The 21,035-nt window shown below is 71.6% G+C and carries 24 protein-coding genes; 11 read left to right on the top strand and 13 right to left on the bottom strand.

The window, feature by feature from the left end; translation table 11 throughout:
• Positions 1–218 precede the first annotated feature (218 nt).
• Both AB0O48_RS30780 and AB0O48_RS30785 read left to right on the top strand, forming a co-directional pair.
• On the top strand, positions 219–1,139 hold the full coding sequence (locus AB0O48_RS30780; protein WP_357572559.1) for an RNA polymerase subunit sigma-70: 921 nt from the start codon (positions 219–221) through the stop codon (positions 1,137–1,139).
• Positions 1,140–1,194: 55 nt separating this feature from the next.
• The gene (locus AB0O48_RS30785; RefSeq protein ID WP_357253991.1) at positions 1,195–1,527 is read left to right on the top strand and encodes a hypothetical protein; all 333 of its coding nucleotides are present in this window, start codon (positions 1,195–1,197) and stop codon (positions 1,525–1,527) included.
• 74 nt (positions 1,528–1,601) lie between these two features.
• Here AB0O48_RS30785 and AB0O48_RS30790 read toward each other — a convergent pair whose 3' ends face one another.
• Positions 1,602–2,486 (bottom strand): S41 family peptidase, encoded by an 885-nt coding sequence (locus tag AB0O48_RS30790; RefSeq protein WP_365069465.1) that lies wholly within the window; start codon positions 2,484–2,486, stop codon positions 1,602–1,604.
• Positions 2,487–2,595: 109 nt separating this feature from the next.
• On the opposite strand from AB0O48_RS30790, the gene AB0O48_RS30795 reads away from it, so the two are divergent.
• Both AB0O48_RS30795 and AB0O48_RS30800 read left to right on the top strand, forming a co-directional pair.
• On the top strand, positions 2,596–3,066 hold the full coding sequence (locus AB0O48_RS30795) for a DUF3592 domain-containing protein (RefSeq protein WP_357572561.1): 471 nt from the start codon (positions 2,596–2,598) through the stop codon (positions 3,064–3,066).
• Between the two features lie 20 nt (positions 3,067–3,086).
• Positions 3,087–3,644 carry a dihydrofolate reductase family protein gene (locus AB0O48_RS30800; protein WP_365069466.1) on the top strand — a complete coding sequence of 186 codons (558 nt, stop codon included), beginning with the start codon at positions 3,087–3,089 and terminating at the stop codon, positions 3,642–3,644.
• 8 nt (positions 3,645–3,652) lie between these two features.
• Here the strand turns inward: AB0O48_RS30800 and AB0O48_RS30805 are convergent, their stop codons facing one another.
• Together AB0O48_RS30805 and AB0O48_RS30810 are read right to left on the bottom strand one after the other, a co-directional pair.
• Entirely contained in the window at positions 3,653–3,838 is a 186-nt protein-coding gene (locus AB0O48_RS30805) for a hypothetical protein (RefSeq protein WP_357253999.1), read from the bottom strand.
• Between the two features lie 36 nt (positions 3,839–3,874).
• The gene (locus tag AB0O48_RS30810) at positions 3,875–4,057 is read right to left on the bottom strand and encodes a hypothetical protein (protein ID WP_365069467.1); all 183 of its coding nucleotides are present in this window, start codon (positions 4,055–4,057) and stop codon (positions 3,875–3,877) included.
• Positions 4,058–4,233: 176 nt separating this feature from the next.
• Between AB0O48_RS30810 and AB0O48_RS30815 the strand changes: the two genes are divergently transcribed.
• The gene (locus tag AB0O48_RS30815; protein WP_357254002.1) at positions 4,234–4,743 is read left to right on the top strand and encodes a hypothetical protein; all 510 of its coding nucleotides are present in this window, start codon (positions 4,234–4,236) and stop codon (positions 4,741–4,743) included.
• A gap of 10 nt (positions 4,744–4,753) precedes the next feature.
• Here AB0O48_RS30815 and AB0O48_RS30820 read toward each other — a convergent pair whose 3' ends face one another.
• Entirely contained in the window at positions 4,754–5,962 is a 1,209-nt protein-coding gene (locus tag AB0O48_RS30820; protein ID WP_365069468.1) for an MFS transporter, read from the bottom strand.
• Between the two features lie 243 nt (positions 5,963–6,205).
• Positions 6,206–6,586: a hypothetical protein gene (locus tag AB0O48_RS30825; protein WP_365069469.1), complete on the bottom strand. Its 381-nt coding sequence runs from the start codon at positions 6,584–6,586 to the stop codon at positions 6,206–6,208.
• A 135-nt stretch (positions 6,587–6,721) separates the two neighbouring features.
• Here AB0O48_RS30825 and AB0O48_RS30830 point away from each other — a divergent pair, with 135 nt between their 5' ends.
• Positions 6,722–7,714 carry an RNA polymerase subunit sigma-70 gene (locus AB0O48_RS30830; protein WP_365069470.1) on the top strand — a complete coding sequence of 331 codons (993 nt, stop codon included), beginning with the start codon at positions 6,722–6,724 and terminating at the stop codon, positions 7,712–7,714.
• A 48-nt stretch (positions 7,715–7,762) separates the two neighbouring features.
• On the opposite strand, the gene bla is transcribed toward AB0O48_RS30830, so the two are convergent.
• The 3 genes from bla to AB0O48_RS30845 form a co-directional block, all read right to left on the bottom strand.
• Positions 7,763–8,677, bottom strand: a complete 915-nt coding sequence (gene bla, locus AB0O48_RS30835; RefSeq protein WP_365069538.1) for a class A beta-lactamase — start codon at positions 8,675–8,677, stop codon at positions 7,763–7,765.
• Positions 8,678–8,752: 75 nt separating this feature from the next.
• Positions 8,753–9,454 carry a DUF4396 domain-containing protein gene (locus tag AB0O48_RS30840; RefSeq protein ID WP_365069471.1) on the bottom strand — a complete coding sequence of 234 codons (702 nt, stop codon included), beginning with the start codon at positions 9,452–9,454 and terminating at the stop codon, positions 8,753–8,755.
• Positions 9,455–9,632: 178 nt separating this feature from the next.
• Complete coding sequence (locus AB0O48_RS30845) at positions 9,633–10,280, bottom strand: NAD(P)H-binding protein (protein ID WP_365069472.1); 648 nt, start codon at positions 10,278–10,280, stop codon at positions 9,633–9,635.
• 88 nt (positions 10,281–10,368) lie between these two features.
• On the opposite strand from AB0O48_RS30845, the gene AB0O48_RS30850 reads away from it, so the two are divergent.
• Together AB0O48_RS30850 and AB0O48_RS30855 are read left to right on the top strand one after the other, a co-directional pair.
• Positions 10,369–10,788 carry a helix-turn-helix domain-containing protein gene (locus AB0O48_RS30850; RefSeq protein ID WP_357254014.1) on the top strand — a complete coding sequence of 140 codons (420 nt, stop codon included), beginning with the start codon at positions 10,369–10,371 and terminating at the stop codon, positions 10,786–10,788.
• 29 nt (positions 10,789–10,817) lie between these two features.
• A complete protein-coding gene (locus tag AB0O48_RS30855; RefSeq protein WP_357254016.1) occupies positions 10,818–11,261 on the top strand; it encodes a DUF5990 family protein in 444 nt (147 codons plus the stop codon).
• Positions 11,262–11,279: 18 nt separating this feature from the next.
• On the opposite strand, the gene AB0O48_RS30860 is transcribed toward AB0O48_RS30855, so the two are convergent.
• Together AB0O48_RS30860 and AB0O48_RS30865 are read right to left on the bottom strand one after the other, a co-directional pair.
• The gene (locus AB0O48_RS30860; RefSeq protein ID WP_357254018.1) at positions 11,280–12,371 is read right to left on the bottom strand and encodes a winged helix DNA-binding domain-containing protein; all 1,092 of its coding nucleotides are present in this window, start codon (positions 12,369–12,371) and stop codon (positions 11,280–11,282) included.
• A gap of 59 nt (positions 12,372–12,430) precedes the next feature.
• Entirely contained in the window at positions 12,431–13,138 is a 708-nt protein-coding gene (locus AB0O48_RS30865; RefSeq protein WP_357254020.1) for a carbonic anhydrase, read from the bottom strand.
• Between the two features lie 160 nt (positions 13,139–13,298).
• On the opposite strand from AB0O48_RS30865, the gene AB0O48_RS30870 reads away from it, so the two are divergent.
• Both AB0O48_RS30870 and AB0O48_RS30875 read left to right on the top strand, forming a co-directional pair.
• The gene (locus tag AB0O48_RS30870) at positions 13,299–13,967 is read left to right on the top strand and encodes a HEAT repeat domain-containing protein (protein WP_357254022.1); all 669 of its coding nucleotides are present in this window, start codon (positions 13,299–13,301) and stop codon (positions 13,965–13,967) included.
• A gap of 7 nt (positions 13,968–13,974) precedes the next feature.
• Entirely contained in the window at positions 13,975–15,054 is a 1,080-nt protein-coding gene (locus tag AB0O48_RS30875; protein WP_365069473.1) for a MerR family transcriptional regulator, read from the top strand.
• A 40-nt stretch (positions 15,055–15,094) separates the two neighbouring features.
• On the opposite strand, the gene AB0O48_RS30880 is transcribed toward AB0O48_RS30875, so the two are convergent.
• Entirely contained in the window at positions 15,095–16,603 is a 1,509-nt protein-coding gene (locus tag AB0O48_RS30880) for a DUF1996 domain-containing protein (protein WP_365069474.1), read from the bottom strand.
• Positions 16,604–16,811: 208 nt separating this feature from the next.
• Positions 16,812–17,858 (bottom strand): saccharopine dehydrogenase NADP-binding domain-containing protein, encoded by a 1,047-nt coding sequence (locus AB0O48_RS30885; RefSeq protein WP_365069475.1) that lies wholly within the window; start codon positions 17,856–17,858, stop codon positions 16,812–16,814.
• Between the two features lie 95 nt (positions 17,859–17,953).
• Here AB0O48_RS30885 and AB0O48_RS30890 point away from each other — a divergent pair, with 95 nt between their 5' ends.
• A complete protein-coding gene (locus tag AB0O48_RS30890; protein ID WP_365069476.1) occupies positions 17,954–18,895 on the top strand; it encodes a helix-turn-helix domain-containing protein in 942 nt (313 codons plus the stop codon).
• Between the two features lie 87 nt (positions 18,896–18,982).
• Here AB0O48_RS30890 and AB0O48_RS30895 read toward each other — a convergent pair whose 3' ends face one another.
• Positions 18,983–21,034: a glycogen debranching N-terminal domain-containing protein gene (locus AB0O48_RS30895; protein ID WP_365069477.1), complete on the bottom strand. Its 2,052-nt coding sequence runs from the start codon at positions 21,032–21,034 to the stop codon at positions 18,983–18,985.
• Position 21,035 lies beyond the last annotated feature (1 nt).

The raw sequence follows: 21,035 nt of genomic DNA on the forward strand, positions 1-21,035 counted from the left end.
CGTCGTCTGGGCACTGCTGCGCGACGGCCGCGAGTTCCAACCCACACCACCGCTGACCGCGTCTACGGCTTGACTTGGTCATTGAAACTCCTTCGTGGCGTGGTGATTGGTCACAGGTACAGACGACCGAGTCGGCGATCGTCATCGGTGACCGATGACGGATGGGGTCCGCGGTCGTCAGTACGGTTGTGAGGACCACTCAGCCCCGGGGAGATCACATGTCCGACTCGCCTGACGAGCGGGCGGTCTGGCTACAGCGCGCCTTCGACGAGCACCGGCGCGAGCTACACGTGCACTGCTACCGCCTCGCAGGGAACGTCACCGACGCGGACGACCTGGTGCAGGAGGCCTTCCTGCGTGCCTGGCGGGCTCGCGACCGCTTCGAGGGTCGGGCGTCGGCGCGCACCTGGTTCTACCGGATCGCCACGAACGTCTTCCTCGACAGCCGCAAGGCGGCCGGTCACCGGACGGTTCCGTATGGTGACCCGCTGGAGTGGTCCACCGAGCTCGGTCCCTATCCAGACGCCCTGTTGGCCGACGATCCGCAGACCGGTCTCGCCGCCCGGGAGACCGTCGAGCTGGCCCTGATCGCAGCGCTCATGTACCTGCCGCCGCGGCAGCGGGCGGCCTTCGTGCTGCGCGACGTCTACGGCTGGACGCCGCAGGAGATCGCCGGCGCGCTCGACACCGCCGTAGCGGCCGTCAACAGCCTCCTCCAGCGGGCCCGCCACACCCTCCGGGGGCACGCTCCGTCGGACCCACAGGACTGGCGCCGCCCGCAGCTCACCAGCGAGGACGAAGAGATCCTGCGCCGCTACGCCAACGCGAAGGACCCGGAGACGGTCCGGGCACTGCTCGCCGAGGACGTACGGATCACGATGCCGCCCGAGCCGCCGGTCGTCGGGATCGACGCGGCCGCGGAGTTCCTCGGCCGACCGCTCGACTGGCGTACCTTCCCCACCTCGGCCAACGGGCGCCCGGCACTGATCAACTATCTCCGCCGGCCCGGCAGCCCGCACTATGAGGCGCTGGTCGTCGACGTCCTCCGGATCGAGAACGGAAAGATCGTAGAGAGCAACGCCTTCATCGGTGCCCGTCACGTCGCCGCCTTCAGCATGCCCGCCACACTCGAGCCCTAGACGAGTGACGTTGGAGTACTAAGGGGCAGGAGCAGATCACCGGTACGATTCGGCGATGGGTAGGTTCCTTGCGCTCTTCAACGGCGCGGCTGATGAGGCCGACAAGGTCGAACTCACCGACCAGCAGCAGGCCGAGTTCCTCAACGCGTGGGCGTCCTGGGCGCAGGCCAACGAGAAGGCCATTGTCGACCCCGGCGCTCCGCTGAACGCGAAGAAGCGGGTCACGGCGCGGGGTGTCGAGGACTTCACCGACGCCCTGACCGCCTACGCCATCGTGGAGGCGGACTCGCACGACGAGGCGGTCCGGATCTTCTCCGAGCACCCGCACCTGGGGTTGTTCGCCGGAAACTCGATAGCGGTCCTGGAGTGTCCGCCACCGCCCAGCTGATGCTCGCGCCGCCCGACCGTTGAGCGGCAGGAGGATCGGCTGCGGCTGCTGGCGGGCCGCCGACGAGGTCGCGCCTATGCGTCCCGAATGGCCTTCAGCGCCGTGTCGAGTGCCCGGTCTGCCGGGACGGGCACGTCGGGGAGCACTCCGACGCCTTCCCAGTTGGTGCCGGTGACGCTGTTGATGGTCCGGGCGGTCGGCACGGTCACGAGGATGTGTGCGGTGACCGGGTGGCGGGCCGTCGGATGCGCGCCGCCACGTGTCGTCTCACCGACGACGACGGCCCGGTCGTGCGCCTGCAGGGTGTACGCCACGTCCTCGCCCCCGGAGAACGTCATCGCGCTGGTGAGCACGTGGACCGGACGGTCCGCGTAGCGCGGCGCGGGAAGGTGCGCGGTCGTCCAGAACTGGCGGGTGGCGCCGGTGGACCGTTCGTAGAAGTCGTTGAGGTGCACCTGGTCGTCGCGGAAGAAGTAGCTGCACCACATCGCGGCGCCCTCGGGTGTTCCGCCGGAGCAGGCGCGCAGGTCGAGGATGAGCGCGGAGCTGAGGGCGACCAGTTGCATGGCCGCGCCGATCGCGGCGGCACCCTCGTCGGCGTACGCGATGCGTCGTACGTCGATGAGCCCGACGTTGCCGTCCAGGTGCTCGACCCGGCGGATGCCCTGGTTCTCCGACCTGAGCAGCGCGCGGAACGCGGCCTGCCCGCCGTCCTCGTCCGCCGGATCGAGCGACTGCGGCTGGTCCGTCCACAGCAGCCGCAGATGCTTGTCCGGGCACACCTGCTGAAGGTGCGCGGTCACCGTTTCGCAGAGCGCCGGCCCGTCCAGGTCGGCGTACTCGCCTGCCGCGAGACGACGCCGGATCGCGGCGTCGATGTCCGCGACCTGCGCGGGAAAGACGTACCCTGCCTCGATCCGGTCCAGGGCCTGTCCGACTATCTTTTCGTTGGAGAGCACGGCGGGCCACGGTAGACCGTGAACGACCTCACGGCCATCGAATTTCGTGGCGGCTGGGTGGTCGTGCCGACCCACCAGTGGTTTGTGGCCCGTGGCTATCCTCTCGGCCATGTCTGACTTTCGCGGGGACACCTCGGGCGTCTCGACGCTCCGGACGGCGCTGACGCTGGTCATCGTCGGAATCCTGGCGAGCGGTATCGGCGTCACCTTCATCTGGGACGACCGGGGCTCCCCGCGGGAGGTGACCACGACGGGCACGCTGACCGGCTCCCACCCATCGGCCCGGCACGAGAAGCGCAAGGGGACGTGGTACGAGTTCCAGTACGTGATCGCCGACGGACGGCAGGTCGCCACCAGCTTCCGGGTCACCCCCAGCGGCTCCCTCGACCGCGACGGTGACAGGGTCAAGGTGATCTATTCGCCGGATGCCCCGCTGGAGGGCCGGTTGTGGGTGAGCCGAAGCGGCCTGGAGTTTCTGCCGGCGGCCGGCGGGCTGGCGCTCACTCTGGGCGCGCTCCGCGTCGTCATCCGCGAGTTGCTGAAGCGACGCCGCCGCCGACAGGCGCCCGCCCGCGCGTAGCGGCGTTAGACTCGCCGGCCATGGGACTCCTGACCTTCAGCCTCAACGTCACCCTGGACGGTTGCGTCGACCACCAGGAGGGGATCGCCGACGACGAGACGCACGCCTTGTTCACCCGTCTCCTGGACGAGAGCGGAGCGATGCTGTGGGGACGCGTCACCTACGAGATGATGGAGAGCTACTGGCCGGCCGTCGCCCGCGGCGACGTGGAGGCGCCGCCGGCCCTCCGCGAGTGGGCGGTCACGCTGGAGGCCAAGCCCAAGTACGTGGTGTCGTCGACGCGCGAGGACTTCCCGTGGGCCAACAGCCACCACCTCGTCGGCGATCTGCGCGAGGGCGTGCAGAAGCTCAAGGACGCGACCCCGGCGGGGGTCCTCCTCGGCAGCGGCACGCTCGCGACCGAACTCGACCGGCTGGACCTGATCGACGAGTACAGGCTGCTCGTCCATCCCAGGATCGCCGGCCACGGCCCGACGCTGTACCAGGGCGGACTGCCCGCCACGCGCCAGCTCGAGTTGCTCTCGGCGGAGCCGCTCCGCAACGGTGCGGTGGCCATGCACTACCGCCGCGCGCGCTGAAGGTGGCCTCACGACCGTCGCCGTCGTGCCCACTGCACGACGTGCGCGGCCAGGAGGAGCAGTCCAAGGGCGATCATTCCGCCGCTCACGTACCGGAGCGTTGATGACACCTCCGGCCAGGCGAACAGTGCCGCGATGAGCAGGACGAAGAACGTGAGCATGACAAGTGCGCCAATCGCCTGCCGACGCCGCATCGCGTACCCCTGGTTCCGGTGTCCTTCGTGGCGCGGTCAGTCTCGCTGCCGCCGCTGGCGTAGCAGGTGGACCAGCACGGCGGCCAGGACCAGGATGATGATGCCGGCCGACACGGCCACGAACGCGTCCGGATAGCGCTCACCGACGGTGCCGGCGAGCAGATACCCGATGATGGTGCCCAGGGCGATGAGGAGGATGCCGAGAGTAGGTCGTTTCACGGGCGTCACTCCTGTCTGGCAACGGGGATCGACCTTCCTGGTTGTGCTCGAAGTTGTCCTCGCTCAAACCTCCGGCGCGCCGTGACCGTGGCGCGCCACTCCCAAAAGCGCCGTGCTGGCCGGAATTGTCCCGTGCGGATGGATCATCTCTCGTTCATCGGTTAGTGTGCGCGTCCGTGAATCACTCTCGAATTGCTTCCGCACTGTTGATCCTTGCCGCTGCCACCGCGCTGACCGCCTGCGGTGACGGGGACGCGGCGACGACCGCCGGCTCGACCCCGTCCGCCAGCACGTCAGCCGCGGCGACCACGGCCGCCGCCTCCCCTTCCGCCGCGCCGGCGTCGTCGGCCGCCACGGGCTCCACGGCCGACAAAGAACTCTGCACGTCGTTCAGTAAGGCCGCCGACGAGATGAAGGCGGAGCTGCTGAAGATCGCCACGGCAGGTGAGCCGACGGCGGCGGACTTCAAGAAGATCCTTGCCGATCTGGAGAAGAAGACGGTCGCGTTGGCCTCGGCCGGCGGAGACAGCAAGGTGGCCGCTGCCCTCAAGTCGTTCGGCGCCGAGGCGGGCAAGGCCGCGGCGGCCGCCGACCCGGAGTCCGCTGCCGACAACGGGGCCTTCGAGAAGGCCGGCACGGAGCTCACCGCCGCGTGCAAGGCTGCCGGAGCCAACGTCAACTTCTGAGCACGATGATCTAACCCTGTTGCGTGCGACGGGGGTCGTGGTGGCCGTCGTTGGCGACGACCGGGCGGGTCGTGTCCCTGGCGACGGCCACCATGATGAGGGTGCTGAGCAGCGCGGCGACGGGGGCCAGGCCCAGGCCGTAGCGGACGCCGTTCGCCGCCACCAGACCGGTGACCGCCGAGCCGGCGGCGCTGCCGATGGTGAACGCGGTGGCGACCCACGCGAACGCCTCGGCCACGGTGCCCGGCGCCGCGAGCTGATCCACCAGGAGGAAGATGGCGGTCAACGCCGGCGGTAGGGCCAGACCGCTGATCGCCAGCAACACCGCCATCAGCGTGGGGCGCGGTGTCAGCAGCAGCGGCACGAAGCCGAGGGTCAGCCCGGCGGTGAGCAGCGGCAGCCGCCGCGCTCCCGCCGGCCCGGCCCGGGTGTAGAGCAGGCCGCCGATCAGGGCGCCGGTTGCCTGCGCGGCGAGCAACCAGCCGGCCAGGTGCCGGTTGCCGGCTTCCTCCGCGTAGGCGGTGACCGCCACCGCGATGCCGCCGACCGCCATCCCCGTGCCGATCACCCCCGCCAGCAGGGCCGCGAACCGGGGTACCCGCAGCGGACCGGCCCAGTGTCGTGCCGCCGGGACTCCCCGCCAGGCCCGCACGGCGGGAGCGCGGACGAACGCGGCGGTGCCGACGAGCTGCAGCAGCGCCGCCACCACCAACCCGGCGACCGGCCCGCCGAGCGCCACCGCGAGGAGCGTCGTGAGCGGTCCCACCACGAAGATCACTTCCTGTACGGCGACATCCAGCGCGTACGCGGCCGGCACTGCCGCCGGCGGCAGCAGATCCGGCCACAACGAGCGCAGGCACGCCTCCAACGGGGGAGCGCCGAGCCCGGCGACCACGGCACCGACAGCCGCACCCGTCGCGCCGAAGGCGCCGGTGGCCACGAAGCCGAACCCGGCACCGGAGACCACCACCGCGAGGCACAGCACCGGTGGCTGACGCCAGCGGTCCACCGCTCGGGCGAGCAGCGGCGTACCCACCGCCACCCCGGCGGTGTACGCGGCGACGAGCAACCCGGCCGCGGCCAGGCTGAACGACTCCCGCGCGAACAGCAGGAGGGCGAGCGGCCCGGAGGCCGAGGGCAGCCGGCCCACCTGGGCGGCGAGCAGGACCCAGAGCACCTGCGGTGCACGCAGGACCACCCGGATACCGGATGAAGACATGAGACATCGCTCCCGGCGCGATGGAAGGAATCGAAAGGACCCGCTGGCAACTGCCGGCGCGGGTCAGGGAGCGAAGTCGGACCGGTCGTGGTCGTTGCCGTACAACGGCAGAGCGGGCGTGCTCCACCGGGCGTACGAAGCCGCGACCGCCTCCACCGGAACCACGAACTGACCGTATCGCACGACACCGGTCCACGGGGGGTGCGTCCTACCCGTCGGCGGCGGCCCGATTGGTCGGAGCGGTCAGCCGCGCGCCCTGCGTCGGGTGAGCACGTCGCGGATGGCGAGCACGACGAGCGAGAGCGGGATGAACACCCACAGCTGGAGCACGGTGTACCGACGTAGTTCCCCGTCGATGGACGCGCCGGCCAGCTCGGCGTCGAGGGCGCCGGGGCGCATCAGCGCGATCGCGTACGCGGACAGCGGGGCGTAGTTGAGACCCGCGCCGGTCAGCCACATCCCCAGTACCCGGGTGCCGAGGCCGTGCGCCGACGTCAGCACCCAGACACCCCACGTCACCATGACGACCACGCCGACGAGGAACTCGGCCAGGATGATCCAGCGTCGACGGGTGGTGCCCCGGCTGCCGTACATGTCGATTGCCGCCAGGCGACGAACGTTCATCGCAACGATGGTGCCACCACCGGGCAACCTCCGGAGTCGGGCCGGAAGACCGCCGCGACCGACGCCGGTGATGAGTTTTCGCGCCCGCACCGGTCACACCCACGACAGGACCTGACGAGGCGGAAGGATGACGTGATGAGTGCGGACACACGGTTGGACGGGTTGGGCGAGGTCGACGAGCTGACGTTCTCGGGGCTGGCGGCTCGGCACCGGCGGGAGTTGCACGTGCACTGTTACCGGATGCTCGGGTCGTTCGAGGACGCCGAGGACGCCGTACAGGAGACGTTGCTGCGTGCCTGGCGAGGGCGGGAGACCTACGAGGGGCGGTCCACGTTCCGGGCCTGGCTGTACCGGATCGCCACGAACTCCTGCCTCGACCTGCTGGCCAAACGCCGTCCGGAACCCGCCAGCGGCGGTGAGGTGCGGTGGCTCCAGCCGTACCCGGATCGGCTGCTCGACGAACTGCCCGCGGGTGGCGCGGACGAGCCGGAGGCGCTCGCCGTCGCCCGCGAGACGATCGAGCTGGCGTACGTGGTCGCGGTCCAACACCTCGCGCCGCGCCCACGGGCCGTGCTGATCCTGCGCGACGTGCTCGGGTGGCCGGCGAAGGACGTCGCGGACCTCCTCGGGGACTCCGTCAACTCGGTGAACAGCGCGCTGCAACGGGCCCGCGCCGGCATGCGGGAGCACCTGCCCGCTGAGCGGCAGGACTGGACCGGCGGCGAGGAGGACGCCGGCACCCGCGAGCTGGTGCGCCGCTTCACCGACGCCAGTGTGGCCACCGACATCGATGTGCTCGCCGCCATGTTGCGCGACGACGTCCGCTGCTCGATGCCGCCCACGCCCGGCCTGTCCGTCGGCCGCGACGCGGTGGTCACCAACTGGGTGCAGGACGGGTTCGCCGACCTGCGGGGCCTGCGCGGGGTCCCCACCTCGGTGAACCGGCAGCCGGCGGTCGCCTTCTACCTGTGGCACGCGCAGGAGGGCGCGTACCTGCCGCTGACGATCGACGTCCTGCGCGTCACCGGCGGCGTGATCACCGAGATCGTCACGTTCCACGACGACCAGTTCCCGCGGCTCGGGCTGCCCGAGCGCCTGCCGGCCGACGGCGCCGAACAGGCCCGCTGACGGCGCGGCCGGACCGCTTGACGCGCACACCCTCGGCGACCACCCCGGTCAGAGGTGGGCGACGACGACCCTGGTGGCCTGCGCGATGAGGCCGTCGTCGGGGGTGGCGTCCTTCGTGTCGCGGCTGGAGAGCACGGCGAGCACGATCGGGGCGCGGTCGGGCGGCCAGAGCACGGCGATGTCGTTGCGGGTGCCGTACCCTCCGGTCCCGGTCTTGTCGCCGACCACCCAGCCGGTGGGCACCCCGGCGCGGATCAACGCCGCGCCCGTGGTGTTGCCGCGCAGCCAGCCGCGCAGGACGTCGCGGTCCGCGGGCGTCAGGGCGTCCCCCACGGTGTACGCCCGCAGGTCGCCCGCCAGCGCTCGTGCGGTGCTGGTGTCGCGGCGGTCGCCGGGTGTCGCCTCGTTGAGAGCCGTCTCGTAGCGGGCCGGGTCGGTGACCGTGTCGCCGAGGGCACGCAGCTTCGCCTCGAAACCCTGCGGTCCGCCGAGGTGACGCAGCAGCAGGTTGCCGGCGGTGTTGTCGCTGTAGCGCACGGCGGCGTCGGCGACCGCGCGCAGGCTCATGCCCTCGGCGACGTGCTTGCCGGTGACGGGGGAGTGGGCCACCAGGTCCTGCGCCGAATAGCGCACCACCCGGTCCAGCTCGGTGTCCGTGGTGCCGTCGAGCACCTCGGCGGCGGCCAACGCCTTCCACGTCGAGGCGTACGCGAACCGCTCGTCAGGTCGGCGGTGCACGGTGCGGCCGGTGCCCGTGTCGACGGCGTAGATCCCCAACCGCGCGCCGAAGGTCTGCTCCAGCCGCTGGAACTCCTGCTCGGCGGCCGGCGACGGGGACAGGGTGACCTCCGGGCTCGGTGTGGTGCGCGCCTCGGGTACGTCGCTGGTGCCGCACGCGGGCGACGCCACCAGGGCCGCCGTCGCGGCCACCGCGGCCGTCAGGCGTCGGACAGCGGCAGTCATCATCGTTCCTCCTCGTCAGCCAGCGGTTCGTCTGCGCCGCGGGCGGTGGCCCGCGAGCGGAGCGGCCCACCGCGTTCAGTCGTAGGGGAGTCGGCGCGGTTCGAGTCTCCACCCTCGGCCGAGCTGCCAGGAGGCGGTGGGCCACGCCGCGATGAAGCCGGCGATCAGCCCCACCTGGCCCGCGAACCAGAAGATCGGGCTGTCGGGCCGCAGCGGTGGCTCGGGAAAGACCACGCGATGCGCGAGCGTCAGCCACACGAACAGCGTCACCTCGAACGCGGTGATGGTCAGCAGCTCGACCCGGGCGACCGTGGACAGGGCGTGCCAGATCCTCCGGACACTGCGGCCGGGTGCGCCCACGTACCGGAAGAGCACCGCGATCGCCACCGCCGCCAGGTAGTCCCCGGCGTAGTCGACCCACAGGCTCTCCTGCGCCGGATCGGACCTGACGACGTACAGGGCGACCTCGGCGACGACGAAACCGAGGGCGCAGTGGGCGCCGCAGCGGGACACCTGGGTGACGACGATGCCACGGCGGGGCCTTCGGGGCTGCCCCTCCTGCCGCCTCTGGCTGAACGCCTCCGGTCTGCCCCAGTTCCAGTAGAGGCGCACGGCTGCCGGGCCGACGTAGAGGACGGTCACCAGCCAGACGATCTCCATGACCCGGACCGGCTGACGGTGCCCGCGAAGATAGGTGTCGGCGACGACGATCGCGCAGCTGACGACCCCGAACGCGAGCGAGACCCAGGACAGCGCCAGGAGCCAGGTGGGTTGCATCCGCGCCCCTTCCGCACGCGGGGCGACGACGCGCCTCCCGCTGCCGCATCCGGAGGGGGCTCACAGGCCGGCGGCACCGACCGAGGGCACTTCGCAGTGTTCCATGCCGCATCCGCCGGCAGCGGGAGATCGGGTGTTCCCGCCGACCGCGGACCGATGGTTGCCGCTGACCTCGTCGTCAGTTGCCGAGGTTGACCTGCGTCCGGTGGTGATCGCCCTTCTCGATGAGGTCGACGAACCCGAGCGCGTAGTCCGCGGCGGAGATCGCTCCGCCGTCCTCGGGGGCGACCGCGACGTCGTCGCCGAGCCGGTAACGGCCGAGTTGCTCGCTGGGCATGTATGCGCCGAACCTGAGCGCCGGGCTCACGAAGACCCAGTCGAGTGTCGCGGGCGCGGCCGGGAGGTCCTCGATGATGAGCGCCGCCCCGGCGCGGATCTCGTCGTGGAGTTCCGCTGGCACGTGGCTGAGGTCGGCGACGAAGCGTTCCGCCCCGGGCGCGGGGCGCAGCGACGAGTAGCCGCCGACGACGAACAGGGGAACGCCGGCGGCGTCGGCCAGACGTGCGACGGCGCGGTAGACGTCGCGGAAGACGCCGGCCAGGGGGCCGCGTGGGGCGAGTGCGGCCACGACGACGTCCGCACCGTCGATGGACGCCGAGACGGTCGCCTCGTCTCTGGCGTCGCCCTGGCGGTAGGTCACGTTCGGGACCGGCGCCGAGGGAACCGAGCGGCTCAGTGCGGTGACCTGGTGACCGCGAGCCGCGGCCTCCGCGACGATGGCCGAACCGGCGTAGCCGGTGCCGCCGATGACGGTGATGCGAGACACGAGGTGCCTTTCCAGGAGAGGGTTGGCGTCGGGCGACGCGCTGCGATTACCGTACGAGTGCAACTCTCCAACGGGAAGTAGGCACTTTGTGGTAACCACCCCCGGGGCCGAGCCGGTGCTGCGGGGCAGCCCCTACCGCGCGGACTGCCCGACTCGTCACATCCTGGACCGCATCGGCGACCGGTGGACGGTGCTCATCGTAGGCGCCCTCTGGGACGGCAGCGCCCGCTTCTCCGAGTTGCGCCGACGCGTCGAGGGCGTCTCGCAGAAGATGCTCACCCAGACCCTTCGCGGGCTCGAACGCGACGGTCTCGTGCGCCGCACCGTCTACCCGGAGGTGCCGGTCCGCGTCGAGTACGCGCTCACCGAGGCCGGACGTACCCTGCGTGGGCCGCTGCGCGCGCTGGAGGAATGGTCGATCACCCACCTCGGGGACGTGTCGGCGGCGCAGGAGGCCTACGACCGGGCGAATCTGCAAGCGTCGGGCTCCGCGGATCGCGACCACTGACGCCTCGTCGAGAAACTAGAGTCGCCGGCATGCGGATCCGGATCGACGGCACCGACCTGCCCGGGCGGCGCCCCGGTGCGGAGGCCGACGCGCTGCGGCTCGGCAACGTGCACGTCGGGGTCCAACGCACGGCCGAGGTTGTCGATCAGGTGCCGGCCGACGCCGAGCGGGCCGCCTGGGCGTTCGAGGTGTCCAGCCGGGAGGTCGACGGGATGCTGGACGTCGGCGGCCCCTGGGTGCACGGCCGCCCCGGAGCACGCTTCCTGTATCTGAGCTGGGGTGCGGTGACCGAGGACGGCTTCGCGATGTTCCGCCGAGCGAAGCTGATGTTCACCGACATCCCGACCGAGGTGCTGCGCGCCGCACACGAGGGCAGCGGGGTCCTGGTCGGCCGGGTCGGCCTGACCGATGCGACGGGCGGCCCGATCTGCGCCCGGGTCCACCCACCCGCCATCGAATGGACGGTGGAGTGACCCGGCTGGCCGCCGCCGTCAGGCCGCGAAGTCGACGCCGCCGAGGGAGACGGACCGGTACGCGGCGAGACGCTCGGCCTGTGCGGTGACGGCCTTACGCGCGGCGTCCGACAGCGGGTGCCAGGGCTGGACCGCGACCGTGAACGTGCGACCGGACTTGCGGGGACGCCAGGTGCCGACCAGGTCGCCGTCGACCAGGACACCACCGGGGCGACCCAGCACCGGCCACAGCTCCTTCGCGCGGGCGGTGTCCGGCACCAGCGTCGCCCGGTCCTTGGCCTGGAGGAACAGGTCGAACGGGCCGAGGAGACGGGTGACCCGGGTGTCGGCCGATGCCAGCGCCTCCTCGTCGGCGGCCAGCAGCGAGCGCACCTCGCCGGCGACCGTCACCTCGATCACGTCGTCGGGCCAGCGCGCCTTCACGTCCTTCAGCGGTGCGTCGAGATAGTCGGCCACCTGTTTCGGAGTGGCCGGGCCGAGCAGCCGAAGGTAGGCGCGGACGAGGTCGAAGCGATCGCCCGGGGCGGCCGCCTTCCGGAGCCCGGCGATGCGCCGCAAGATCGGTGGCGAGGTGTCGAGTTGCAGCTCCAGCCCGGCCCGCGCGGCGGCGAGCCGGAACGGCATCTCGTAGACGTGCGTGGCGTCGCACGGCCGGCAGAACCGCAGGTACGGCTCGGGCAGCGCCGAGGTCAGGCGACCGGAGACCTCTCCCTTGACCGTCGGCGTGGTGACGATGGCCCGCATGCGGGCGGCCACCTCGTCGAGGGCCGCGAGGTTGGCGATGCCGGCCGCCTTCAACGGCTTGGACGCGTCGTAGATGCGCTTGCCCGCGTCGGCGTCGGAGAAGGGCTCGACCGCGGCCAGCACGTGCCCGACGTCGGCCCGCCGGTAGAGGTGCGGGGCGCCGCGTACCGTCCACAACAGAACCACCTCCGCGCCGGACAGCGCGGTCACGTCGACGCCGCGCACCGCGAGCGCCCACCGGGCGCCGTCCGGACCGGTGTTCTGCACCCCGATGTCCAGGACGGCGGCATCGGTGAGCGCGCCCTCAGTCCGGTCGAGCTGCTGGGCCCGGACCCGGAAGTTCAGCACCTGCTGTCGATCGACCATCCCTGCACCCTAGTTGCGGCGGCTCGGCCCAGGCGCGCAGCGCCCATCCGGCGGGGTCGTCAGGCCACCAGCGATGCGCGGCCGTTGTCCAGGTCGTAGCGGGCGCCCACGACGCGCAGCGCACCCTGGTGCACCTTCTCGGCGATGATCGTGCTGCGAGCGGAGAGCGCCGCCACCTGCGCGGCGATGTTGGCGCGGACCCCGTTCTCCACCGGGTCGCCGGGCTGGTCCAGCACCGGCTCGACGATCGGACGCAGAGCGTCCACGATGACGCCGATGTGTCCGGGTGCCGTACCGCCGCTGTGGATGGCGTCGATGGTGGCGGTGATCGCGCCGCAGCGCTCGTGGCCGAGGACCACGATCAGCAGGCTGCCGAACTCCTCCACGGCGAACTCGACGCTGCCCAGCAGCAGGTCGTCGACGATGTTGCCGGCCACCCGGTTGTCGAACAGGTCGCCGAGCCCCTGGTCGAAGAGCACCTCCGGCGCCACCCGGGAGTCCGCGCAGCCGACGGTGATGGCGAACGGGTGCTGGCCGGCGGAGAGTCGGTGCAGGTCGGCGAGGCCCTGGTGCGGGTGCCGGCCGTGGCCGGAGGTGAACCGCCGGTTGCCGGCCTGTAGCCGACGCAGCGCCTCGGCCGGCGTCTCGACCGGGTTGTCGAGCGGTGCGGCGGCGGCAGCGGACGGGCTCGCTGCCGCACCGATTGCGACGGCGGCGGCGCCACCGGCAGTCAGCAGCGAACGACGGGACAGGTGTGCACGTGCCAAGGCGATCTCCCGGGAAGCTAGGTGTTGCCTCCTTCCTATCAGTTGATACCGACCAATGGATCTACCGTGATCGACAAAAGTTGCCCGGGGCGCCCGTCGTCGGAGGCCTTGACCTTGACACGGTGACAAGGTCTTCAGTGACATCGAGGAGGTGGTCTCGATGACCGGACCGGAGAAGGACACGAACACCGGGCGGGCGCTCCGGGCGCTGGAGCACGGCGACCCGTCGGTGCGGCTGCGCGCGGCGCTGGCGGTCGGCACAGCCCCCGACCCGCGGTTCGTCGACACCCTCGTCGCGCGATGCGCGGTCGAGCCCGAGTTCTCCGTACGCGAGATGCTCACCTGGGCACTGATCCGCCACCCACCCGCACTGACCGTTCCGAAGCTCACCGACCAACTCCGCTCGGAGCGGGCGCAGGCCCGGAGCCAGGCGTTGCACACGTTGTCCAAGATCGGCGATCGGCGGGCCTGGCCGGCGATGACACGGGCGCTTCTGACCGACCCGGACGACGAGGTGGCGCGAAGCGCCTGGCGGGCGGCGGTCGTCCTCGTGCCCCCGGCCGACGAGCCCGAGTTGGCCGACGTGTTGGCGACGCAGCTCGGACGCGGCACGCGGGATACGCGGTTGAGTCTCAGCCGGGCGTTGGTCGCGCTCGGTGCGGTGACGACGCCGATCCTGCGCGTCGCGACGACAGATCCGGACCCGCGGGTACGCGCGCACGCGATCGCCACGCAACGGCTGGCGCGGGACCCGGATGCCCACGTCGGGTTCTCGATCGAGGAGGCGAAGCGTGTGGTGGCCCTCGGCGTGATCGGCGAGAGGGGATGATGCGCAGGTGTTGATCGGTGACGTGGCGCGCCGGTCCGGGGTCAGCGCCCGCATGCTCCGGCACTACGACTCGCTCGGCCTGGTCCGACCGACCGGCCGGAGCGGCGCTGGCTACCGGGAGTACTCCGACGAGGACATCCGGCTGATCTTCCAGGTCGAGAGCCTCCGGTCGCTGGGCCTGTCGCTGCGTGACGTCCGGCGGGCGCTCGACGATCCCGACTTCACCCCCGCCGACCTCGTCGACGACCTGATCCAGCGGACCCGACAGCGCATCGCGGACGAGCTGGACCTGCTCACCCGACTGCGTCGGATCGGTGCCGCCGAGCCCGCCGACTGGGAGGACGTCCTCCAGGTCGTCGCGCTCCTACAGGCACTGGGCTCTTCGAGCGCGGGCCGGCGTCAGCGCGCGGCCCTGTCCTCGGTCGACGGAGTGCCGGTGCCCGTGGAGGCACTCGTCGAGGCGGCGCTGAACGAGACCGACCCGAACGTCGCCGGAGCCCTGCGATGGGCGCTGGCGCAGTCGGGGGACGGCGGCCTGGCGCTGCTCGCGGACGGCCTGCGCGCACCACAGGCCGAGGTGCGCGAGCGGGCCGTCCAGACCGTCGCCGAGATCCCGCACGATGCGGCGACCGACGTGCTGCGGGACGCCCTCACGAACTCCGACGTCGTCGTCCGCAGGTACGCGGCGCTGGCGCTCGGGGCGCGGCGGGTGGTGGACGCGGTCCCGACGCTTGTCGACATGGTCGTCGAGGAGACGAAGGACGCCGAGGCGGCCGACGTGTTGGCCGTGCTGGCGAGCGAACCCGCGGTGGCGGAGCGGATCGCGACCGGGCTCGTCGACTGCCTCGCCCGGGGGACCCTGGCACCGTCCGCGCGTCGGCGGCTGACCGAGGCGCTGGCGGACATCCCCGGCGACACCGCGGAGCGTGCCCTGGTGGACCTGTCCCGGGACGACGACCGCGCCGTCGCGGTGACGGCGACCTCCATCCGCACCCTCCGCACGGGGAGCGGCAGGCGCCGCACCGGGGTCGGAGAGATTAGCGACGATCCCGGGCCGGGCACGACGCCGGACGACCCCCTCGCCTGAGCGAGGGGGTCGGCCGGTGGCAACGGTGTGGGCGCGTCGGTCAGCCGCCGGCGAACGTGACCTCGGTGCCGCACTTGGCGTTCTGGTTGAGGCAGGACTTCACCAGGGCGCCGAGGCGTGCCGGCTCCCAGGCGTTCATGAAGTCGCCGTGCATGGACGACGGCTTGCCGGAGGAGAGCGTGAGACCGTCACCGCCCAGCGACTGGTAGTTGACCATGAAGGACAGGTCCGGCACGGCCACCGGGTACTTGCCGGTGCAGACACCGTTCACCGGGTCGCCCATGTGCGACTTGTGGTCGGGTGAGTCGATGTTCTTGCCGTCCCAGCAGTCCCTGAACACCAGCTGGAAGATCAGGTTGCCGCCGGGGGCGCAGACCGGCCAGTTGCCGTCGGCGCTGCGGCCGATCTCGGCGCTGCCGGCGCACCAGAACTGGTTGCTGCCGGCGTTCTTCGGGGTGTCCACCTGCCGCTTGGCGTCACCCTCGACGACTCGCAGGCCCGGCGGGAAGGGCTTCACGGTCGACGGGTCCTTGACCCGCGAGCCGTAGTAGACGCGCATGCTCTTGATCGGGACCGGCTGACCGTCCTTGCGCAACTCCGGGGTCCAGTAGGCGCTGTTGTCACCCGGGGCGTTGCAGTTGGTCGTCGCGGAGAGCAGCTTGTCGGTCGTGCTGAACGCGTCGACCTTCGGACCGAAGAACGTGTGCATGTGCGAGGCGCCCGGCAGGGCCGGCACGACGATCGGGTCGTCCGGCGCCGAGTTGGCGACCTCGCAGTCGGTGTGGAACTCGGGGACCCGGGTGGTTCCCGGCGTCACCGCCTTCGGGGTGAGGGCGTCGAAGGCGGCCAGTTCCCTGCTCCACCGGGCCTGGTCGACCGGGACCCAGCCGCCGGCCGGAGCGCTCGGCGGGACGGACGTGGAGGCGGACGCCGACGGGGTGGGACTCGGCGCGGACGAGGCGGGGGGCGTCGCCGAGGCGCTCGCCGGCACGCTCGGCGACGAGCCCGCCGCGGGACCGAACGTGAACCAGTTCAGGTTCACGAAGTCCGACGTCGAGGTGCTCTTCATGACCGCGAAGACGGTCTGCGGGCCGGCCGGCACGCCGGACGCCTTCGCCGTGACCGTCGTCCACTTCTGCCAGCCGCCGGTCTGCGCGATCGGGAAGGTGGCCAGCGCCTGCCCGTCCGGCGCGCCGAGGCGCAGCTCGACCGTGCCGCCGGTGGTGTTGTGCGAGGAGACCCGGGCCGTGAGGTTGGCGCCGGTGATCGACACGCCGTCGTAGCGCAGCCAGTCGCCGCTGGCCAGCCAGCCGACGTTCCGGCCGCCGTCGGCGTCGCCGGTGCCCTCGGTCTGCGCCCCGGATTGTGCCGCGAAGGCCTCGGCCTGAACCCGGCCGGGCACGGCGACCTCTTCGGCCTGGGCGCCGGCGATGTAGATGCCGCTGGCGCCCAGTGCGGCCACGACGGCGGCGGCGAGCGAGATACGAGTGCGGCGGCGACGCTGTCGCGCCCGGTCCGCCGGTGCGACGTGCGCGGGGGGAGTCCGCATTACCAGTGTTGTCCTTTGAGTCGGTGATAACGCTCCGGTCGACAGAAGTATGTGCACGTCAGGAGCCCGCATCAACTCGCGGGGAAAGAATTAAGGAGACCGCTCCGCGAAGGCGCTGGTGGCCGGCTCCGGCGCTCGGGATAACAATTTTTCACACGTGCGGTCTTAAGTTTCTTTTAAGTCTCCGGTGCGCCGGGCTATTGGAATATTACGCATTCCGGGTAACGAGTTCGGGCCGATTTTCGTCGGGGTGCCGGTCGACGGAAACCGACGGTGACAGCGCGCGGAGGAAGTCGGGCGCGTCGAAGATCTCCCCGGCGGAGGCGACCCCGCTCGTCCTCGTCTGACCGGCGAGGATACGGCGGACCGCCTCGACGGCCAGGGGCGCGCTGACCGCGTAGATGTCCCGGCCGGTGGCGACGACGCGCCGTCGCGTGTCGCCGCGCCGCACCACGACGTCGACGGTGAACGTCTGCGCCGAGCGGCCCGACTCGTCGACCGCGACCGGTGCCCGCGCGCCGGCCAGGTCGGTGGCGGCGTCGGCGGCCATGTAGGTGCGGACCTCGGGGATGGCCAGGTGGCTCGGGACGGTCACGACATCGGCCATGGTGAACTCACCGAGCACCCGGCGCCGGCCCAGCGGCGGGGGAAAGTCCCACGCCAGGCTCGGCAGGTCGTGCTCGCCGACGTGGTACTCCAACCGTCCACCGGTGTAGCGGACCCGGCGGCCGTCACGGCGCTCGCGGGAGACGACCCCGGCGGCGACCGTCCCGGCCGTCGGGTGCCAACTGCTCAGTCCGTACGCGACGTGCGCCTCGTCGGCCGACGTCCAGTCGCCCATCGCCGTGGTGACCAGCAGGTCGCCGAGCCCGCCGAAGAACGCCATCGCCGGGACCACCGCGACGCCGGCCGCACGGGCGGGCTCGCTGAAGTGCGCGAACGTGTCGACGTTGGCCTCGATCTCGGCCGCCACGTCCACGTACGGGATCCCGGCGCGCAGCGCGGCCTCGATCACCGGGGCGGCCGTCGAGGCGAACGGACCGGCGCAGTTGACGACCGCGTCCACGCCGGTCAGCGCCTGGTCGAGGGAGACCGGATCGTCCACCGACGCCACGCGGTAGGGGAGACCCGACGCCGCCAGCCTGCTCTCGTCGCGGCCGAGCAGCAGCGGCACGAACCCGCGCTCGCGCAACTCCGTCACCACGAACCGTCCGGTGTGCCCGTACGCCCCGAACACCGCCACACGCTGACTCATTGTTGCCCCCTTGAAAAGATCGACTGGGTACAGCCTCCAGCAGCGGCGGACGACCGGCCAGTGTCGGGAACGCCATGACCCGTACAGTTTCGGACATGACCTCTGTCGCGATCGCCGCCACCGACGGGATGCTGCACTTCGAGCTGGGGATGGCCTGCGAGGTCTTCGCCCGCGACCCGACCGGCCAGGCGGACCCGTGGTACGAGGTGGTGGTCTGCGGCGCCGGGCCGGTCCGCGTCGGCCGGTTCCAGCTGGAGCCCGACGACGGGCTGGAGCGACTCGCTCGCGCCGACACCGTGATCATCCCGGCGGTGCAGGACGTCGACGCGGACGTACCGCCCGAGCTGCTCGACGCCGTGCGCGCCGCCCACCTGGCGGGCGCCCGAATGGTCTCGCTGTGCACCGGCGCGTTCGTGCTGGCCGCCGCCGGGGTGCTCGACGGGCTGCGCGCCACCACGCACTGGGCGCACACCGAGGCGCTGGCCGCCCGCCATCCCCGGGTACGGGTCGACCCGGACGTGCTCTACGTCGACAACGGCACCGTGCTCGCCTCCGCCGGCAAGGCCGCCGCCATCGACCTGTGTCTGCACCTGATCCGCCGCGACCACGGCTCCACGGTCGCCAACGCCGTCGCCCGCCGCCTGGTGGTGCCGCCACACCGGGCCGGCGGCCAGGCCCAGTACGTCGCCACACCGGTGCCCGCCCGCGACGACCACCCGCTCGCCGCCCTGTTGCCCTGGGTGCTGCGACGACTGGACCGACCGCTGACCGTCGAGGACCTGGCCCGGCAGGCGAATGTGAGCTCGCGCACCCTGGCTCGGCACTTCCGGTCGGCCACCGGCACCACCCCGCTGCTGTGGCTGTCGACGCAGCGCATCCGCCGGGCGCAGGAGCTGTTGGAGAACACCGACGACAGCGTCGACGTCATCGCCGCGGCGGCCGGCCTGGGCACCGCCACCACGCTGCGTCGGCACTTCCACCGCACCGTCGGCGTGCCCCCGGACGCGTACCGTCGCACCTTCCGGGCCACCGACTGAGCCCTGACCGGGAACGCGCAGGGCGATACTCGTCGGGGTCGGGCAGAATGCCCGACTCCTGCCCTGCAGCGTCAGCTGAACGTGGCCCTAGCGTTGGTCGGGGCGGTGCCGGGCGAAGGCGTCGGCCTTGCCCCAGCGGCCGGGGATGTCCAGCAGCGCGACCCGCCCGAAGACCGACGGCAGCGCGGGGTCCACGGCCAGGTGGTCCTCGTGCGGGTTGAGACCGAGCATGGTGCGCAGGAGCAGCACGGACGCTCCGCTGGACCACGCCTGCGGGCTGCCGGCGGTGGGATACCGGACCGGGTAGCGGGTGGTGTTGCGGTCGAACCCGCCGAAGGCCTCGGGTAGCCGACCCTCGAAGAAGGTGGCGGCGGACAGGATGCTCTCCGCGATGCGGGCCGCCTCGCTGGCGAACCCGTAACGGCGCAGACCCCACGCGATGAACGAGTTGTCGAACGGCCAGACCGTGCCGTTGTGGTAGCCGAGAGGGTTGTAGCGGCGCTGCCCCTCGGCGAGGGTTCGCACCCCCCAACCGGAGAAGAGCGCCCGACCCATCAGGTGTTCGACGACCTGCGGGGCGCGCTCCGGCGGCACGATGCCGCTCCACAGCAGATGCCCGATGTTCGACGACAGGCTGTCGACGGGAGTGCCGTCGTGGTCCAGCGCGAGGGCGTAGTAGCCGCGCTCGGGAAGCCAGAAGTCCCGGTTGAACCGGTCGTACAGCGCCGCCGCTTCGCGCTCCAGCCGCTCGGCGTAGGCAGGGTCACCCCAGACGGTACGGGCCAGCCGAGCCCCGCGGATCTTCGCGTCGTAGGCGTACCCCTGGGTTTCGCAGGTGGCCCTTGGGAAGCCCGGCAGCCGCCCGTCGGCGTAGGAGATGCTGTCCCAGGAGTCCTTCCAGCACTGGTTCTCGAGGCCGGTGGCGCGGTTGCGTCGCTCGTACCAGATGTAACCGGTGGACGTCAGGTCCGCGTAGTCGTCGATCCACGCCAGGGCCGCGCGAGCCTCCTGCTCCAACTCCCGCACCAGCGCGGCGTCGCCACTCCACCGTTCGTACTCGTCGAGCAGCACCACGAACAGCGGTGAGGCGTCCACGGTGCCGTAGTAGGGGGAGTGCGGCTGTTCCTCGAACGCGGCCGACTCCCCGTAGCGCAGCTCGTGCAGGATCCGGCCGGGATCCTCCTCCAGCACGTCGTCGGTGCGGACGCCCTGCAACGAGGCGAGGATCCGTAGCGTCGGCGGGGTCAGCGACGGGGTGACGGGCAGGGTCTGCAGGCAGGTCAGCAGGCTGTCGCGGCCGAACAGGGTCATGAACCAGGGCAGCCCGGCGGCGGGGACGGCCGCGCCGCTGAGCGAGAGCGGCGCGAAGCGCAGCGCCGCCAGGTCCACCAGGCTGCGGTGGTACACCTGTTGCAGCGCGGCGCTCTCGGTGTCCAGGGTGGGGGCCGCCGCGACCCAGGCCCGCAGGCTGGTGGGCAGGGTGGAGTCGTCGGGCCGCTGAGCCCGCAGCGCGGAGCGCAGGTCGACGCCGTCCGGACGCAGCGCCAGCATGGCCACCTGCAACCGCGTCGACCACTGTTCCCCGGGGCGCAGTCGGACCGTGAAGCGGATGCCCTCCGGGTCGAACTCGGCGGGTTCGCTCGCCGACACGACGACCTCACGTCGGTACGTGCCGCGCCGGTAGCCCAGGCGCAACTCGTCCGGACCCACGTGGGTGTAGTGCGTGCCGGTCTTCGCGCCGACGTCGAACTTGATCTCGAAGATGTCGGCGAAGTCGGCGGCCACCTCCAGCCGGATGTCGAGATCCCTGTCCTGGTCGCCGTAGTTGAAGATCGTCAGCGATTCGGTCAGGTCCGGGCCGATGCGCCTGCGCCGGATGGCCGACACGTCGGCCTGCACGTAGTCGACCGCCTCGCCCGGCACCACGAAGAACGTGACCTCGTAGTACTGGCTGTCGTCCACCGACAGCGCGGTCATGCACTCACCGTTGACGAAGAGCATCCAGCGGGACAGGAAGCGGGTGTCGGCGGCGAACAGCCCGACCGGCGTTGCCGGGGACGACTCCACGTCCCCACTGGCGTCGGACACCATGAACGTGTTGCCGTCGATACATGACACGGTGTCCGCGATGTCCCTCATC

The organism is Micromonospora sp. NPDC085948, assembly GCF_040686315.1.
GTDB lineage: Bacteria > Actinomycetota > Actinomycetes > Mycobacteriales > Micromonosporaceae > Micromonospora.

Coding starts and splice junctions, on each gene's coding strand:
- AB0O48_RS30855 (WP_357254016.1), top strand. CDS start 10,818: ATGCGGATCCGGATCGACGGCACCGACCTGCCCGGGCGGCGCCCCGGT.
- AB0O48_RS30880 (WP_365069474.1), bottom strand. CDS start 16,603: ATGCGGACTCCCCCCGCGCACGTCGCACCGGCGGACCGGGCGCGACAG.
- AB0O48_RS30785 (WP_357253991.1), top strand. CDS start 1,195: ATGGGTAGGTTCCTTGCGCTCTTCAACGGCGCGGCTGATGAGGCCGAC.
- AB0O48_RS30830 (WP_365069470.1), top strand. CDS start 6,722: ATGAGTGCGGACACACGGTTGGACGGGTTGGGCGAGGTCGACGAGCTG.
- AB0O48_RS30870 (WP_357254022.1), top strand. CDS start 13,299: ATGACCGGACCGGAGAAGGACACGAACACCGGGCGGGCGCTCCGGGCG.
- AB0O48_RS30860 (WP_357254018.1), bottom strand. CDS start 12,371: ATGGTCGATCGACAGCAGGTGCTGAACTTCCGGGTCCGGGCCCAGCAG.
- AB0O48_RS30885 (WP_365069475.1), bottom strand. CDS start 17,858: ATGAGTCAGCGTGTGGCGGTGTTCGGGGCGTACGGGCACACCGGACGG.
- AB0O48_RS30805 (WP_357253999.1), bottom strand. CDS start 3,838: ATGCGGCGTCGGCAGGCGATTGGCGCACTTGTCATGCTCACGTTCTTC.
- AB0O48_RS30780 (WP_357572559.1), top strand. CDS start 219: ATGTCCGACTCGCCTGACGAGCGGGCGGTCTGGCTACAGCGCGCCTTC.
- AB0O48_RS30800 (WP_365069466.1), top strand. CDS start 3,087: ATGGGACTCCTGACCTTCAGCCTCAACGTCACCCTGGACGGTTGCGTC.
- AB0O48_RS30820 (WP_365069468.1), bottom strand. CDS start 5,962: ATGTCTTCATCCGGTATCCGGGTGGTCCTGCGTGCACCGCAGGTGCTC.
- AB0O48_RS30895 (WP_365069477.1), bottom strand. CDS start 21,034: ATGAGGGACATCGCGGACACCGTGTCATGTATCGACGGCAACACGTTC.
- AB0O48_RS30840 (WP_365069471.1), bottom strand. CDS start 9,454: ATGCAACCCACCTGGCTCCTGGCGCTGTCCTGGGTCTCGCTCGCGTTC.
- AB0O48_RS30795 (WP_357572561.1), top strand. CDS start 2,596: ATGTCTGACTTTCGCGGGGACACCTCGGGCGTCTCGACGCTCCGGACG.
- AB0O48_RS30825 (WP_365069469.1), bottom strand. CDS start 6,586: ATGAACGTTCGTCGCCTGGCGGCAATCGACATGTACGGCAGCCGGGGC.
- AB0O48_RS30890 (WP_365069476.1), top strand. CDS start 17,954: ATGACCTCTGTCGCGATCGCCGCCACCGACGGGATGCTGCACTTCGAG.
- bla (WP_365069538.1), bottom strand. CDS start 8,677: ATGACTGCCGCTGTCCGACGCCTGACGGCCGCGGTGGCCGCGACGGCG.